The organism is Azospirillum sp. UFLA03-27 (assembly GCF_059803775.1).
This window is the reverse complement of record NZ_JAUQTX010000036.1, coordinates 24,729-36,779: the sequence shown is the minus strand read 5'-3', so window position 1 is coordinate 36,779 and position 12,051 is coordinate 24,729. Positions and strand designations below refer to the sequence as shown.

The following is a 12,051-nucleotide window of genomic DNA, read 5'->3' as shown; positions in this document are numbered from 1 at the left end:
GTTATAGTCTCGTGGGCTCGGAGATGTGTATAAGAGACAGGTCCTGGGATGGGGTGGCGTGGAGCTTGTCGAGGGTTTCTGCGCCGAACAGGCCGGGTGCACACGACGGGCATGCATAGTTCCCGTGCCCATTCCAGTGTCCGATCACCCATCCCATTTTGCCGGCGTAGATCTCCGCTTGCTTGGCGTCGTCGTGCGGCGTGTCGAGGTCGGCCTTGCAGTCGTAGCAGGTGAAGCCGTAGGCCATGGTCACGCCTCCCTGGGGGCGGGAGCGGAGGCCCGGCGACGTTCCAGTTCGGCGGAAAGCGCGGCTTCGGCTTCCGCCTCGGTCAACGCCTCGACCTCCCATCCGTCATCACTGTCAGAGTTGACGTCAGCTCGCAGCTTGGCGTGGAAGGTCCGGTTGACCACGGCCACATGCTCGATCTCGACCACGACGCCGTCGGCTTTGTCTTCCATGATGTCGTTGATGCAGGAATAGCCGGTCTCGCGATCCTCGGCGTCCCAATAGCACTCCACTTTCACCGCTTCGGGCTGTGCCGTGGACGTGGGGGCGGCGGAGAGCATGGCGGCATAGGTTCTGGTCGCCGGACCAACGTCGCTCTTCCAGGTGCACGCGGCACCCACCATCTCCGGCGTTGGGTCGACCGGGACGAGCTTCCACCCATCCGGCACGGCAGGATCGACGGCGCGAGCGGCGGAAAGCCACGCTCGTTTGGCTGGATCACTGATCTCGTCCCACAGTTTCTCCATGGAGTGACGGCACTCGTCCGGCCATCTGGAGCGCTCGAATTCCCACGCGATCCGCTTCGCCGTCTCGGTCAGGTCAGCCGGGGCGGCCTCCTGCACGGAGGGGCGGCGGTTCCAGGCGGCGATGGCTTCTTCTATCGGCTGACGCAGATAGGTTCCGCACTGGCAGTCATCGCAGGAGACTTCGTATATGGGCTTGCTGAAGCCATCATGGCGCATGGTTGCCTTGCCGCCGCAGAACGGGCACGAAAGCAGTTCGGTCTTGTCGGTCATTGTGTCGGTCTCCTCAGGCCGAGGGCGTGGCGATGCGCGCGATCCCGGCGGCCCGGAGAAAGGCAGCGGCTTCTCGCTCGGCGGCATCGCGCATGGACGAGTTGTGAATGACCATCGCCTCGTCCTTCAGGCGAGCGGCTTCGCTCTCAATGGCTTTGGCGATGGTTTCTGCGTGGTCTGCCGCGGGCGTTTCCGGTCGGCGGTTCCAGTTGGCGAGCATCTTGTTGGCATCTGCCCACCCGCAACTGCTGACCATCCACGCGCGGAGGCTGAGGCTTTCCGCATCCCATGGACCGGCGTGCAGCCATCGGCCCTTGTAGGTGACCTTCGGGGCGCCTCCGGTGTGCGGGCACGGCAGGAGGTCAAGGCCACCCCAGAAGATGCTCTCCGCGTCCTCGCCTTCACGCGCGAGGCGCCATTCCATGCCATCCGGGACCGACCGAACGTAGCCGTCCCAGCGGGAATATTCCGGCCACCACTCGGACGGCCCGTATCCCATGCCGCAGTACTGGAGTTTCGCGCTCCACTCGGGCCGCAGCATCATGCCGCAGATCATCCGGGCCGGTATGCGCCAGCGGTAAAGCGCCTTGGTGTCTTCCGGGCGCCGCTCGCTCCACAGCGTCCATTCGTTGTCGGTCATTTCGGTCTCCTCGCTCTGCGCTCAGCGCGGAGCGGATGCTTTGCGGGTGGAAAGGGCGGTGAGGCGTTCGCGACCGGCGGCCGTCAGCGCGTAGGACATGCGGTCGCGCGGCTTTGCCTTGGTGCAGGCCAGCAGTCCTTCGCTCGCCAGCGTGAGGACGATCCTGTCGCTCGGTCGCGAGCTGTGGGCGTTACGGGTCAGGCTCCCTTGGGCCTGGGCGGCTGCCAGATAGCGGCGCCGGTCCTCGTTGGTGATGCTGGCCATGGTGGTTCCTTGCGCTCAGCGCGGAGCGGTGGGGGTGGGCTGCTGCGCTTCGAGGCGCGCCAGGAAGTCGGTCAGGTCCAGCGTGTCCGGGCAGCGCTCGACGTCGTCGCGGGCGTCCATGTGCTCGAAGCGGCGCGCCTCCTTCGCGCGCCTGCTCCGGCGAACGTCTCGGCGGGTCACGGCTGCCCCCGCAACTCGGCGCCGCGCTGCTCGGCGAAGTCGTTCCAGTCGGCGAACACGTCGTCCGGCATGGCCTTCAGCGTGTCGGCGTGCGCCTTCTTGAACTCCACCCAGGCCGCCACGTCGGCACAGTTCGCGGCGCCGGCCTTCAGCTCTGTCAGCGTGGCCGACCAATCGGTGGGTTGCGCCTGCTCCGGCCTGGTCAGATAGGCCTTGCGCAGGCGGGCCAGGGCGTCGTCCCCGCCCTCGGTCATGTCGGCGGCCCACTCGGCGGCGTCGCTGTTCAGGTCCCAGAGCTTGGCCGGATCGGCGGCACCCTGGAGCGCGGCTTCGAAGCGGGTCAGCCAGTCGGCGGCGTTGGTGGTCTCGGACACTTCGCCGTCCAGCGTGACCAGCTGATAGGTCTGCGGGGGCGGGACGAAGGTTTCAGGCGCGGACCCGGCGTCGTGTTCCAGGGCGGGCGCTGCGGCGAAGGCGTTGAGCTGGCCGGCGGCCGTTCCTTGAATGGTCGTTCCCCCAACCCCCAGGCGCCGAGCCTCCATCTCGAACAGGGCATTGTCCCGTTCAATGGCGCGCTCCAGTTCGGCCGAGAGCGGGAGCCGCTTGGCGAGGCGGCGCAGCACCGTCTTGCGGGCCATTTCATCCCACCACTGCACCCACGGACCGGAATCCTTGCTGCGGCTGACGGCGCGCACCTTCTCGACGGCCGCCTTGTCCATGACTTCCAGCGACCGCTCGCCATCCTTGGTCTCGGCCACCGCGTAGACGCCAATGATCGGGCCACGGTCGGAACCGAACTTTGGCGGCTTGTGAGTGACCGTTGGCTCGAACCCATAGGCGTAATCGAAATCATCGTTGGCGTGGACGCAGAACGCATCCAGCAGCTTGATCTGTCCGCTGTTGAAGGCCAGCTTCCGGATGCCGCGAACCATCGGCATGTACTGGACCTTCTTGACCCAAACATCCCGGCCGCCCTGCTTTTCCTTGGTGTTGAAGATCACTAGGGCCGCTTCCTTGCCATTGGGAAGCAGGCCATCAGCCGCCGCTTCCAGGCAGGAATTAAAGAGGGATCGCCGGTCGGCCTGGGCGAGGTCGGGGTTCTTGGCGACAGCGGTCATCACGACGCGGACGAACTGGTCAGGCGGGATGTGAGCGGGCAGAGCGACGGCGAACTGCGCCTTCACCGCCTCCTTCGACAGGTCGGCCTGCAGGTCCTTCACGGGGTCGCGCTGGGCGACGGCGGTTCCGGTGTTCGTGGTCATGATGCTCAAGCCTCGCGAATGGTCATGGCCCCGCGGTAGGGCTTGCCGCCCCGCTGCGCGTAGACCCAGGTGATGGAGTGGCCGGCGGCCTTGGCCCGGATCGTCTCCGGGGCGTCGCCGAGCTTCAGGGCGATGCGCCCCTTGATCCGGTCGCGGAGCTTCTCGCCGTCCTTGACCGCCGCGTCGGTCTTCAGGAACTCCGCGCACAGGCCGGGCAACTCGTTGTCCCCGGTCAGGTCCAGCGGCGCGGACCGCACCTCGGCGCCCAGCAACGACAGGTCGGCCTGCGTGTCGAAGTCGGCGACGTCCAGCGGCGGCGTGCCGGCGGCGACAGCGGCCCAGAAGGCGGTGACGGCCTGCTCGATCTTGGCAATCGTCGGGTCGTGCCGCTCGATCCGCCCGCGCTTCAGGCTGCTCCCGCCGACGCAAGCGACGATCCAGCCATAGGGCGCCTGGACGCGCTCGCACGCAATCTGGTGCTGGAGCTGCAACGTAATGTCGATGGGCGGCGCGGTGATCTCGTCGCCTTCGGTCTTCCACAGGTCGCGGAACACCAGATAGTCGACGTTCTTGATCTCGACCGGCGGCAGGCCGGGCTCGTGCACCTCGAAGTCGCGGCTGGCGCCCATGCCCGGTACCGCGGCGTGGCGGAGATAGCGGTGGACCTTGCGCAGCGGCCAGGGCGCCCATTTCTCGCGCGCGGCCTCGGCGATCCCCGCCTCCAGGCAGCGGCCGAGCCGGATTCGCTCGTTGCCGTCCAGGTCCTCCGCCGGCAGGACGCCAGCCTTCTCGTGCCAGAGCCGGTAGCCGGTGGTGTGGCGCGAGACGCAGCCGAGCATGGTCGCGCCGGCGGGCGGCGTCTCGAACATGTGCAGGTAGGCCAACTGCCCGTTGGCGAGCTGCCACAGGTAGAACAGGCTGGCGATCTCCGAGCCGCCGATGTGCTGGGCGCGGAGCGCGTGCCAGTCGTCGCGGTTCTTGGGGAGGATAGCGCTCACGCTGGGGCTCCTCAGTACGAGATGCGGACGTTGGGCACGTCGCCCTTGGCGATGGCGGAGACAATCGCCCTGGCAATCGCTTCGGCCTCGGCGGCGTTTCCGGAATGAGCGTCCGCCATTGCGGCGATCAGCGCTTGCATCGCGGCGCGGTTGATGGACCCGCGGTGCGCCCGGTCCTCCTCGCGGCGGCGCTGCGCCTCCTCCTCGGCCCGGCGCTCGTCCTCGATCCGCTGGCGCTCCCGCTGGGCGGCTTCCTCCTCCCGCTGCCGGGCGCGCTCCTCGGCAGCCTTGCGGTCCTCCTCGGCCCGGCGCGCGGCTTCGATGCGGTCGGCCTCGGCCCGCTCCTCCGCCTCCTTGGCGCGGCGCTCGGCGTCCTGCCGGTCCCTCTCCGCCTGGGCGGCGCGCTCCTCGGCCTCAGCCTTCTCACGCTCCGCCTTCTCCTGGATCTGGCGGGCTTCCTGCTCGACCCGCATCCGTTCGGCGGCGGCGGCGCGTTCCGCCTCCTGACGGGCCTGTTCGGCGGCGCGCTCCTCGCGCTCCCGCTGTTCCTGCTCCGCTTTCTCCCGAGCGGCTTGGGCTTCGCGCTCTGCAGCTTCCTGGCGCAAGCGCTCCAGCTCGGCGCGCTCAGCGTCGCGCTGGTGGGCCGCCTCCAGCATCATCGCCAGCTTGCCGACGGCCTCGGCCTTCGCCGCCTCGGCACGGGCGGTGAACTCCTGGAAGGTACTGGTGTCGACGGCTTGGGCGACGGTCAACCGGTCGGCGATGGCGTCGGTGGTCGGAACGCCGTCAATCACGATCAGGCGAGCGATGTCAGCCAAGGCGGCCTCGTGCCCCGCAACCCGCGCCTTCTCCGCTTCCTCGAACTCGGTCAGCGGCGCGCGGAACTCCTTCTGGAGGGCCTCCAGCCCGTCCCAGAAGATGCGGCGGATGCCGTCGATGGCGTCCACCTTGACCTTGTAGTCGGCCTTGAGCTGCTTCCCGAAGGCGTCGGCGGCGGTCTTCGACCGGGCGATCTTCGCGGCCATGGAGGCGATGGCCTCGCGACCCTTCTTGGTGGACACGTCGCGATCGACAGCCAGCACCTCACGCCGGACGTCGGCGACGATCTCGGCGGCCTTCTCAGGGGTGAAAATCTCAGGCGTCAGGTCGGCGATGATGGCGAGCCCCTTGCCGGTCTCAGCCTTGGGCGCTTCCAGGGTGTCGGACATATCGGGTCCTCTGGTGCGGCGCGACGGCGCGCCGAATGGGTTGGTCAGAGCCGGGCGGCCGGCTGAAAGTCGCGGCGCTCCATGGAGGCGATGGCAGCCTTGAGTGCGGCGGTCTCCGCGCGTTCCATCTCGGCGACGATCTCCTGCACCTCGGCGGCGGTGTAGGTGAGGGGCTGGCCCGCCGCGGCGGCGGCCTTCGCGTCGCGCTGGAGTCGGGGCAGGCCGGTGTGGCGGATCATGGCGCGGTCTCCTTGGCGGCGGTGACGCGGCTGCTGAGCCAGTTGCGCAGCTCGTCCCAGCCGGTCAGGTTGTCGGGGTCCAGGTCCGTCAGCGTGCCGCGGATGTCGCTTTGCAGATCCTCCAGCGCGTCGCGGACCGACCCGACGGACGAGCCCATGCCAGGAAAGCGCCGGCACTCCGGCCCGAACGCATCGCTCAAGGCGAAGTCGAACCGCCGCATCTCGCCGAGCAGCTTGGTCAGCGTCGCGGCCTCCTCCTCGGCCAGTTTCGAGAGGTGGCCCATGGCTCAGTTCCCCCGCCCGGCGGCGCGCGGAACCAGAATGGACGTGCGCTCGTCCAGCCCGCGGAGGGCGTCGGCGATGTCGTTGGTGATGACGACCGGCGCCGAGCCGCGAAAGACCGTGATGTCGCGCGCCGTCACCTCGACCGACAGGAACTCGCCCGGCGCCCGGCGCAGATGCCCGTCGCGATAGCGCAGGATGCCCTGCACGGTCCGGAAGGCGTGGGGCAGCGAGAGGGACGGCATCGACAGCGCAGCGGTGAAGCGCAATTCGGAATTGCTTCCGGCCCGGCGCTGGATTTCGGCATCGAAGAGTGCGCGCGCCCGCAGCAGATCGTCGTCATCCAAGGCGCTGAAGAACGCCGCGGCGCGGCTGGCCTGGACGTTGGCGGCGCTGATGGGCGAGGCGGCGTGAGCGGTCAGGATGGACATGGACGGCTCCTTGTTCCGGTGTTCGGCTGGCGGCAGAGGGCGGCGACGCGCCCGCTCCCGGCAGCCGGCGGGCGCCTGGATGCACCCGCCGACCGGTTCGCCCGCCGTAACGACCTGCCAGGGTTGGACGGCGGGGAAGCTGCTCTGTCAGGCGCCCAGCGGCAGGGCGGCGGGCGCAATTGCCGATGGCGTCCAGAACTTGCGGGTCTCAGGAGCCCGGATGCCCCTGCTGCGCAGCATCGCGGACGCCACATCCCTCTCGATGGCGCTCGGCTCTTGCGGCAGCGACCAGTTCCGGATTCCGGCGATCAGGTCGGCGACGGCCATGGCGGTCTCGGCGTCGTCGGCCAGCCCGATCAGCGCGCCGGTCGGAAGGTGCGTGAGGCGCCAGCCGTCGTGGTCGCGATGGACCGCGAAGGGGCCGCGGGCCTTGCCGCACATCACCGGCTGCGGGCCGCGGTCGGTCGCGATCCAGTAGGGGTAGGAGAGCCAGGATTCGCGCGGGGCAGGGGAGTTCAGCATTGCAGGACATCCAGGAGGGCCACGAAAGCGGCAACGGCGACGGCGGTTTCGACGGCCAGCCGGAAGAAGAAGCCTCCCGTCACGCGCAGGTCGGCGAGCGTGTTCGCCACGGCTTCGGAGGTGAGGGCGGAGCGCATCACGCGGCCTCCGGCTTGCCGAAGGCGCCGCAGAAGCCGATATGGTGGCAACCAGTCGGGTTCATGGACCTTCGCAGCATGACATGGAGGCCGGCTCCGTCTCCCAGTTCAAGCGATCCGTCAGACATGACGTCCACCCACCCTGCCCACCGCCACGCCGCGCAGCCAGAGGCGATGCAGTTGCAGTCTGCGATACGGTTGACCAAACCGGGGCTTTCAACGCCATCGCCGGTTCGCGCCATCGGGCACCATTTCTTTCGGGCCTCTTCTTCGGTCATCAGCATTGGGGGTCTCCCTTTGTCTCGGCTATCGCCCCGGTCCCGACGTGTCAGGGCCATTGCGAGAGCCGGCGGCGTGTGTGCCTGCCGCCGGGCGCGTGGTCAGAGCGCGTTGATGGCTTCAGCAATCAGGCGGTCAGCCTCGCCGCTGTCGTCCGGGTGTCCGTCTTCGTCGCCAGCGAGAAGGCCAGATGACACGAGCGACTTGTAAAGCTCGTACTTCCACCCGCTATTTCCGAAAGGGCGTTTTCCGCTAAAGCACTCGTCGTGCTCCCAAACTTTGCCAAGAAGTGCTTTCAGGTAATCGCGTACCGTTTCCGCATTGGCGTCGTTCCTTTCCATTTTGAGGGCGAGTATTGATTGTCCGTTGCTCATACTGATCTCCTGTCGTGTGTCTGTTATGGCTGAGTGTCGGGTAGCCGGTGGCTTGTCGTGCCAGCCACCGGCAGAGGTCAGGCGGCGATGGCCTTTGCCTCTTGTTTCGACGCGGTAATCAGGCGGACCTGGACGCCGGTACCGGACTTGGCGAACGTGCCGGCGGGAAGCTGCTCGACCACGGCGCTGTTGTCGGAGAGCCAGTTCCGGAAATCGCGGCACTCGCTCTCCTGGCCGATGAAGCCGTGCTCGCTCATGATGGCGACCAGCCGCCCGCCCTCACGCAGCAAGCCGAAGGCGGCCATGACGTGGCGGATGTCCTGGTTCCCGCTGAACGGCGGGTTCATCACCGCCTTGTCGAAGCGGCGCTTCTCATTCTTGGCCCATTCCAGGAAATCTCCCTGGTGGACCTCGACCCCTCCGATACTGCTCAGCACGCCGGCGTTGACCGGGTCGATCTCCACCGCCACCACTTCAGCGCCCCGCGCCAGCATCGGCTTCACCAAGCGGCCATGGCCGGCCTCCGGCTCCAACGCCAGATCCCCCGCCCGGATGCCGGCCAGTTCCGCCATGCGTTCGCCCAAGTCTTCGGGGGTCTGGAAGAACTGGAGCGTCTGCTGGCGGTTCAGCGCCTTCCCGGCGCCAAGAGCCTCCTCCAGGATCGCGCAGGGATCTTGCGTGAAGAGGTGACCGCCAGCTTTCCGGTCCCACTTCCCGCCCATGGCGGTCAGCACCTTGTTCACGGCCTCGTAAAGACTGCGGTTAAGCTGGCCGGGCGGAAGGATGATGGCATTGCCCTGGATGGTGGCATTGCCGAGAACGGTGGCGACCTCCGGCGAAACTGTGACGGTCTTGGCCTTCAAGGCAATCTCCTATCGTGTTGTCTGTGTCTTCCCGGATATGCTCCGGGATGGAGGGGGTCAGCGGAAATGCGGGTGGATCAGGGCGTGGAGCCAAAAGGCGAACTGCAAGGTTCCCGGCAGCCCGGCCATCACGCGCCCTCCGTGCCGGTGGCGGAGGCGATGGGCCGCACGGTCAGTTCGTAGGCCACGCCGTCGCCTCTGGTGATGTTGAGCGTCGCGCCCTTCGGGGCCTTGTGCATGACGTGCTCGATCACAGCGCCGATGCATTCGTTGGTGGCGTCCCGGCTATCCAGGGCCACCGTCTCGTCTTTGCCGACACGGGCGATCCGGATGCGGTCGGTCAGCTTCGAATGACCGATGCGGATTTTCTCAAGCGTGCTGGTCATGGTGTCTTCCCCCGTGTGGTCAGGAGCGGGCCGGGGCGCCCATGCCCACGGCGACCGGCGGGTTGTCAAGCTGGCGGCGAGCGAGGTTGAACCATCCCATGCCGAAGTCGGACATCACGCCGGAGCGGGCGTCGGCCAGCGTGTCGTAGATGACGGTCTGGCGCTCTTCGGCGCGGGCGAACAGGATGGCGTCGCGGTTGCGGATGGCCTTGGCCGCTTCGGCGCTGCCGTTGCAATCGGCGACTTGGATGATGCGGCGCCCGGAGTGCAGGGCAGCGGCGCTAACGACGATCATGTCGGTTCCCCCATCTGGTGTCTTGCGCCCCCCACCCGAGAAAGCCCCCGCGGCAGCCGACGCGCAGCGCCGCGGGAGAGTTTGGATGGGAGGAAACGCAACCAAGAGCGCCATCCCAAATCGGGGCTGGCTCCGTCACCTGATCGGGCTGCCGGGTGGCTGTCCGAGTGGGTGGCGTGGAGGGAACAGTAATGCGGATGTTTATCCGCGTCAACGGCTAAATGCGGACGTTTATCCGCATTGCCGGAGCGGAGGTGCGTGCCATAATCCGGTTGCGTTCGCGTTGGCGCAAACATCCGGGGGTATGCATAGATGCTGGGGCGGCTTGGGCAGGTGATCTACTGGGCAGGATGTGGTGTGGCCATCATCTGCATCGCCATAGCCGCCGCTGTCCTTGTGGTCGAGGGGCGGTCAAACGACGGCCCATGGATGGCTAGCGCAGCCTTTGCCGCGGGCGCGCTGTCTTGGCTCCTGGGCCGGGCCTGCAAGTACGTGCTCGCTGGTCGCTAAGCCATCGTGGTTGAGGTGAGGGAGGGGTGAGGGGAATGGTGTGGGTATCGGCGTCTCGGGACGTCATAGGCGAACCGATCATTGTCCGGTTCGATGGGCTGGATGCGGATCGGCACGAGATTGAGTTGTCGGCGCTCGGCGAGTCCTTGAAGGGAATATCGCGGGTTGTTGGGGTTGCCGCCAATTTCGCGGCGACCGACAAATTCGTTCAGCACAAAGACGCGCTGTCAGTCCGTGTGATCACCCGCGCGCCGGAGGCCAAATGTTTTGAGGTCATGGTGTGGGTGAAATGGGCAGCGGAGCAGCCCCTAATTTCCGGGACACTAGCCACTCTCCTTGCGACTCTGATAACCTATATCATTGCCAGGGCCGCCAGACAGCGGGAAGAGATGAGGCAGCTACGCGGCGCGCTGGAAACAGCCATCAAGGAATTGGGACACCGCGATCAGCCTGTTGTGGACAGGCTGCTGTCTACCATCGACAAGATGGCGGAGGCACTCAAGCCTGCCGTGAAGCAGGCCGTTGCCCCTGTCGGCGAGACGGCTGGGAGACTGTCAATCGGCGATGCCGCTGGGCGACAGGTTGCTGTGGTCGGTCCCGCTGAAAAGCAGGCCATTATGGCTGACGAGCCCGTGGAGGTTACAGGCGAACAGACGTATCACATCCTCATCACCGAACTGGACATGGAGACCGGTGGGTGCAAGGTGGCGCTAGCGGACGAGCCGGAGGCTCGCTATGCCGGCAAAATCACCGATCCGGCGTTCTCTATTCCAAATAACCCGTACGCGCTCGCCATGGCGGCTCGCCAGCCGATATCGGTCAAGGGGAAGGCGACGATAAAGGACGGAGCAATAGACCGGCTTTTCATTAGCGACACCGCCTGACCGGTCCGCGATACCACCTCACCAGGGCGCCTTCGGGCGCCCTTCGCGCTTCCGGGCCGCGCGCTGCTGCGCCGGTTGTCACTCCGCCGCGATAGCCAACTCGCAGCGAGCCACTTCCGGCTTCGGCGTGGCCGCCCTGTAATACTCCATCACGTAGACCCGCACGGCACTGGACAGGCTGTTCGTGTCCAGCGCCTCCACTCGCTCGGCGAGGCGGGTGCACAGCACGCTGACCGTCAGGCCCTCCCTCTGCGCGATCTCCGCCAGAGCGTCCCAGAAGGCGGGCTCCAACCGCATGCTGGTGCGCCTTCCGGCAACACAGACGTTCCTGAGCTTCTTTGACATGGCATCCCACCGTACGCGACGTTGCATTCTTGTGTATGCAGCGTCGCGGAGTCGGGGCCAAAAAACATGTGATGGACATCACATAAACGCGGGGTCATGCGCCGCGGGGTCGCAAGGTTACAGCGGGATCGCTGCCAACCCGCAATCGCCCTGACCGATCTGGCGCGCCCGTACCTCGAAGGCCGCGTGCTCCTCCTCCTCGGGCTCGCGCACGACCAGGGCGTCCCGGCGCTCGGCGTTGGGGTTCCCTAGTAGCACGGCCGCCGCGACGGCGCGCGCCCGGCCGGCATCCCGCGCCGAGACCGCCGCTTGGCGCTGGGTATCCTCCACGATGAAAAGGCGACGAGGCTGCTGATCGTGCATGGCGAACTCCACAACAAATGTTCTTATTATGTTCTGTCTGGATGATGCAGGAGTCAAGGGCGGGATGCGGCGCGTCATCCAGTCGCACCAAGAACGAACGCGGCCTGCAACCTCATGGAAATACACGAACGAAACAACCGCCTGCATATAATTGTATGCACGTTACAATGGCGAAATATTGCTCAGACTTGCCGAAGGGTTGTTACATGCCATAGGATGTATTCGCTACTCCCCTCGGGGATGTCAGCCTCCCCCCGGCAGTGCTGGAAACACGCCAGGGGGATGCGCCGGGAGCCCATCCCCATTGCAGGCACGCCTCACGCGCCGACCGCCAGTCTCCCTGGGCCAGGGTGACATACAATGATATGCGTGATAGGTGTGTCTGTGAAAAGACCAAAGATCCAATTCGCCACGACTCTGTTCATTGTTTGTGGCGTCGCCATCAGTCTTCCTTTCCCGAAGATTAACGCGGTGCAAATCGCGTCGCATTTTGCGACCTATCCACTTTTCCTTTTGTGGTTTTTCGTCGCAATTCTGGACGCGCTTTGATCGCAACTTCAACCTGA

At 66.4% G+C, this 12,051-nt stretch carries 21 protein-coding genes; 1 reads left to right on the top strand and 20 read right to left on the bottom strand.

The window, feature by feature from the left end; genetic code table 11:
- Window position 1: 1 nt before the first annotated feature.
- From Q4I23_RS08280 to Q4I23_RS08195, 18 genes are all read right to left on the bottom strand, one after another.
- Window positions 2-247 carry a hypothetical protein gene (locus Q4I23_RS08280; protein WP_498525892.1) on the bottom strand — a complete coding sequence of 82 codons (246 nt, stop codon included), beginning with the start codon at window positions 245-247 and terminating at the stop codon, window positions 2-4.
- Between the two features lie 2 nt (window positions 248-249).
- A complete protein-coding gene (locus Q4I23_RS08275; RefSeq protein ID WP_498525891.1) occupies window positions 250-1,023 on the bottom strand; it encodes a Lar family restriction alleviation protein in 774 nt (257 codons plus the stop codon).
- 13 nt (window positions 1,024-1,036) lie between these two features.
- Window positions 1,037-1,663, bottom strand: coding sequence for a hypothetical protein (locus tag Q4I23_RS08270; protein WP_498525890.1), 627 nt, complete (start codon window positions 1,661-1,663; stop codon window positions 1,037-1,039).
- Window positions 1,664-1,684: 21 nt separating this feature from the next.
- Window positions 1,685-1,927: a hypothetical protein gene (locus Q4I23_RS08265; protein ID WP_498525889.1), complete on the bottom strand. Its 243-nt coding sequence runs from the start codon at window positions 1,925-1,927 to the stop codon at window positions 1,685-1,687.
- Between the two features lie 15 nt (window positions 1,928-1,942).
- A complete protein-coding gene (locus Q4I23_RS08260; protein ID WP_498525888.1) occupies window positions 1,943-2,107 on the bottom strand; it encodes a hypothetical protein in 165 nt (54 codons plus the stop codon).
- Window positions 2,104-3,369, bottom strand: a complete 1,266-nt coding sequence (locus tag Q4I23_RS08255; protein WP_498525887.1) for a recombinase RecT — start codon at window positions 3,367-3,369, stop codon at window positions 2,104-2,106. Before Q4I23_RS08255 ends, Q4I23_RS08260 begins: the two co-directional genes overlap by 4 nt.
- A 5-nt stretch (window positions 3,370-3,374) precedes the next feature.
- The gene (locus Q4I23_RS08250) at window positions 3,375-4,367 is read right to left on the bottom strand and encodes a YqaJ viral recombinase family protein (RefSeq protein WP_498525886.1); all 993 of its coding nucleotides are present in this window, start codon (window positions 4,365-4,367) and stop codon (window positions 3,375-3,377) included.
- An 11-nt stretch (window positions 4,368-4,378) separates the two neighbouring features.
- The gene (locus Q4I23_RS08245; RefSeq protein WP_498525885.1) at window positions 4,379-5,575 is read right to left on the bottom strand and encodes a hypothetical protein; all 1,197 of its coding nucleotides are present in this window, start codon (window positions 5,573-5,575) and stop codon (window positions 4,379-4,381) included.
- A gap of 44 nt (window positions 5,576-5,619) precedes the next feature.
- A complete protein-coding gene (locus Q4I23_RS08240) occupies window positions 5,620-5,814 on the bottom strand; it encodes a hypothetical protein (RefSeq protein WP_498525884.1) in 195 nt (64 codons plus the stop codon).
- Entirely contained in the window at window positions 5,811-6,098 is a 288-nt protein-coding gene (locus tag Q4I23_RS08235; RefSeq protein WP_498525883.1) for a hypothetical protein, read from the bottom strand. The genes Q4I23_RS08240 and Q4I23_RS08235 overlap by 4 nt, the downstream gene beginning before the upstream one ends.
- A gap of 3 nt (window positions 6,099-6,101) precedes the next feature.
- The gene (locus Q4I23_RS08230) at window positions 6,102-6,527 is read right to left on the bottom strand and encodes a hypothetical protein (RefSeq protein WP_498525882.1); all 426 of its coding nucleotides are present in this window, start codon (window positions 6,525-6,527) and stop codon (window positions 6,102-6,104) included.
- Between the two features lie 147 nt (window positions 6,528-6,674).
- The gene (locus Q4I23_RS08225) at window positions 6,675-7,049 is read right to left on the bottom strand and encodes a hypothetical protein (RefSeq protein WP_498525881.1); all 375 of its coding nucleotides are present in this window, start codon (window positions 7,047-7,049) and stop codon (window positions 6,675-6,677) included.
- A complete protein-coding gene (locus tag Q4I23_RS08220) occupies window positions 7,043-7,186 on the bottom strand; it encodes a hypothetical protein (protein ID WP_498525880.1) in 144 nt (47 codons plus the stop codon). Before Q4I23_RS08220 ends, Q4I23_RS08225 begins: the two co-directional genes overlap by 7 nt.
- Entirely contained in the window at window positions 7,186-7,470 is a 285-nt protein-coding gene (locus Q4I23_RS08215; protein ID WP_498525879.1) for a hypothetical protein, read from the bottom strand. Before Q4I23_RS08215 ends, Q4I23_RS08220 begins: the two co-directional genes overlap by 1 nt.
- Window positions 7,471-7,566: 96 nt before the next feature.
- Window positions 7,567-7,839, bottom strand: coding sequence for a hypothetical protein (locus Q4I23_RS08210; protein WP_498525878.1), 273 nt, complete (start codon window positions 7,837-7,839; stop codon window positions 7,567-7,569).
- Between the two features lie 77 nt (window positions 7,840-7,916).
- Window positions 7,917-8,702 (bottom strand): hypothetical protein, encoded by a 786-nt coding sequence (locus tag Q4I23_RS08205; protein WP_498525877.1) that lies wholly within the window; start codon window positions 8,700-8,702, stop codon window positions 7,917-7,919.
- 128 nt (window positions 8,703-8,830) lie between these two features.
- Window positions 8,831-9,088 carry a DUF7446 family protein gene (locus Q4I23_RS08200; RefSeq protein ID WP_498525876.1) on the bottom strand — a complete coding sequence of 86 codons (258 nt, stop codon included), beginning with the start codon at window positions 9,086-9,088 and terminating at the stop codon, window positions 8,831-8,833.
- A gap of 19 nt (window positions 9,089-9,107) precedes the next feature.
- Window positions 9,108-9,383 (bottom strand): hypothetical protein, encoded by a 276-nt coding sequence (locus Q4I23_RS08195; RefSeq protein ID WP_498525875.1) that lies wholly within the window; start codon window positions 9,381-9,383, stop codon window positions 9,108-9,110.
- A 545-nt stretch (window positions 9,384-9,928) separates the two neighbouring features.
- Here Q4I23_RS08195 and Q4I23_RS08190 point away from each other — a divergent pair.
- A complete protein-coding gene (locus Q4I23_RS08190) occupies window positions 9,929-10,777 on the top strand; it encodes a DUF7946 domain-containing protein (RefSeq protein ID WP_498525874.1) in 849 nt (282 codons plus the stop codon).
- 78 nt (window positions 10,778-10,855) lie between these two features.
- Here the strand turns inward: Q4I23_RS08190 and Q4I23_RS08185 are convergent, their stop codons facing one another.
- Window positions 10,856-11,122 (bottom strand): ribbon-helix-helix domain-containing protein, encoded by a 267-nt coding sequence (locus Q4I23_RS08185; RefSeq protein ID WP_498525873.1) that lies wholly within the window; start codon window positions 11,120-11,122, stop codon window positions 10,856-10,858.
- Window positions 11,123-11,239: 117 nt separating this feature from the next.
- Window positions 11,240-11,485, bottom strand: coding sequence for a hypothetical protein (locus Q4I23_RS08180; RefSeq protein ID WP_498525872.1), 246 nt, complete (start codon window positions 11,483-11,485; stop codon window positions 11,240-11,242).
- Window positions 11,486-12,051 lie beyond the last annotated feature (566 nt).

Bases quoted from the DNA above. Each gene is read 5' to 3' on its own strand.
- Q4I23_RS08280 (WP_498525892.1), bottom strand. From the start codon at position 247: ATGGCCTACGGCTTCACCTGCTACGACTGCAAGGCCGACCTCGACACG.
- Q4I23_RS08275 (WP_498525891.1), bottom strand. From the start codon at position 1,023: ATGACCGACAAGACCGAACTGCTTTCGTGCCCGTTCTGCGGCGGCAAG.
- Q4I23_RS08270 (WP_498525890.1), bottom strand. From the start codon at position 1,663: ATGACCGACAACGAATGGACGCTGTGGAGCGAGCGGCGCCCGGAAGAC.
- Q4I23_RS08265 (WP_498525889.1), bottom strand. From the start codon at position 1,927: ATGGCCAGCATCACCAACGAGGACCGGCGCCGCTATCTGGCAGCCGCC.
- Q4I23_RS08255 (WP_498525887.1), bottom strand. From the start codon at position 3,369: ATGACCACGAACACCGGAACCGCCGTCGCCCAGCGCGACCCCGTGAAG.
- Q4I23_RS08245 (WP_498525885.1), bottom strand. From the start codon at position 5,575: ATGTCCGACACCCTGGAAGCGCCCAAGGCTGAGACCGGCAAGGGGCTC.
- Q4I23_RS08240 (WP_498525884.1), bottom strand. From the start codon at position 5,814: ATGATCCGCCACACCGGCCTGCCCCGACTCCAGCGCGACGCGAAGGCC.
- Q4I23_RS08235 (WP_498525883.1), bottom strand. From the start codon at position 6,098: ATGGGCCACCTCTCGAAACTGGCCGAGGAGGAGGCCGCGACGCTGACC.
- Q4I23_RS08230 (WP_498525882.1), bottom strand. From the start codon at position 6,527: ATGTCCATCCTGACCGCTCACGCCGCCTCGCCCATCAGCGCCGCCAAC.
- Q4I23_RS08225 (WP_498525881.1), bottom strand. From the start codon at position 7,049: ATGCTGAACTCCCCTGCCCCGCGCGAATCCTGGCTCTCCTACCCCTAC.
- Q4I23_RS08220 (WP_498525880.1), bottom strand. From the start codon at position 7,186: ATGCGCTCCGCCCTCACCTCCGAAGCCGTGGCGAACACGCTCGCCGAC.
- Q4I23_RS08215 (WP_498525879.1), bottom strand. From the start codon at position 7,470: ATGCTGATGACCGAAGAAGAGGCCCGAAAGAAATGGTGCCCGATGGCG.
- Q4I23_RS08210 (WP_498525878.1), bottom strand. From the start codon at position 7,839: ATGAGCAACGGACAATCAATACTCGCCCTCAAAATGGAAAGGAACGAC.
- Q4I23_RS08200 (WP_498525876.1), bottom strand. From the start codon at position 9,088: ATGACCAGCACGCTTGAGAAAATCCGCATCGGTCATTCGAAGCTGACC.
- Q4I23_RS08195 (WP_498525875.1), bottom strand. From the start codon at position 9,383: ATGATCGTCGTTAGCGCCGCTGCCCTGCACTCCGGGCGCCGCATCATC.
- Q4I23_RS08190 (WP_498525874.1), top strand. From the start codon at position 9,929: ATGGTGTGGGTATCGGCGTCTCGGGACGTCATAGGCGAACCGATCATT.
- Q4I23_RS08185 (WP_498525873.1), bottom strand. From the start codon at position 11,122: ATGTCAAAGAAGCTCAGGAACGTCTGTGTTGCCGGAAGGCGCACCAGC.
- Q4I23_RS08180 (WP_498525872.1), bottom strand. From the start codon at position 11,485: ATGCACGATCAGCAGCCTCGTCGCCTTTTCATCGTGGAGGATACCCAG.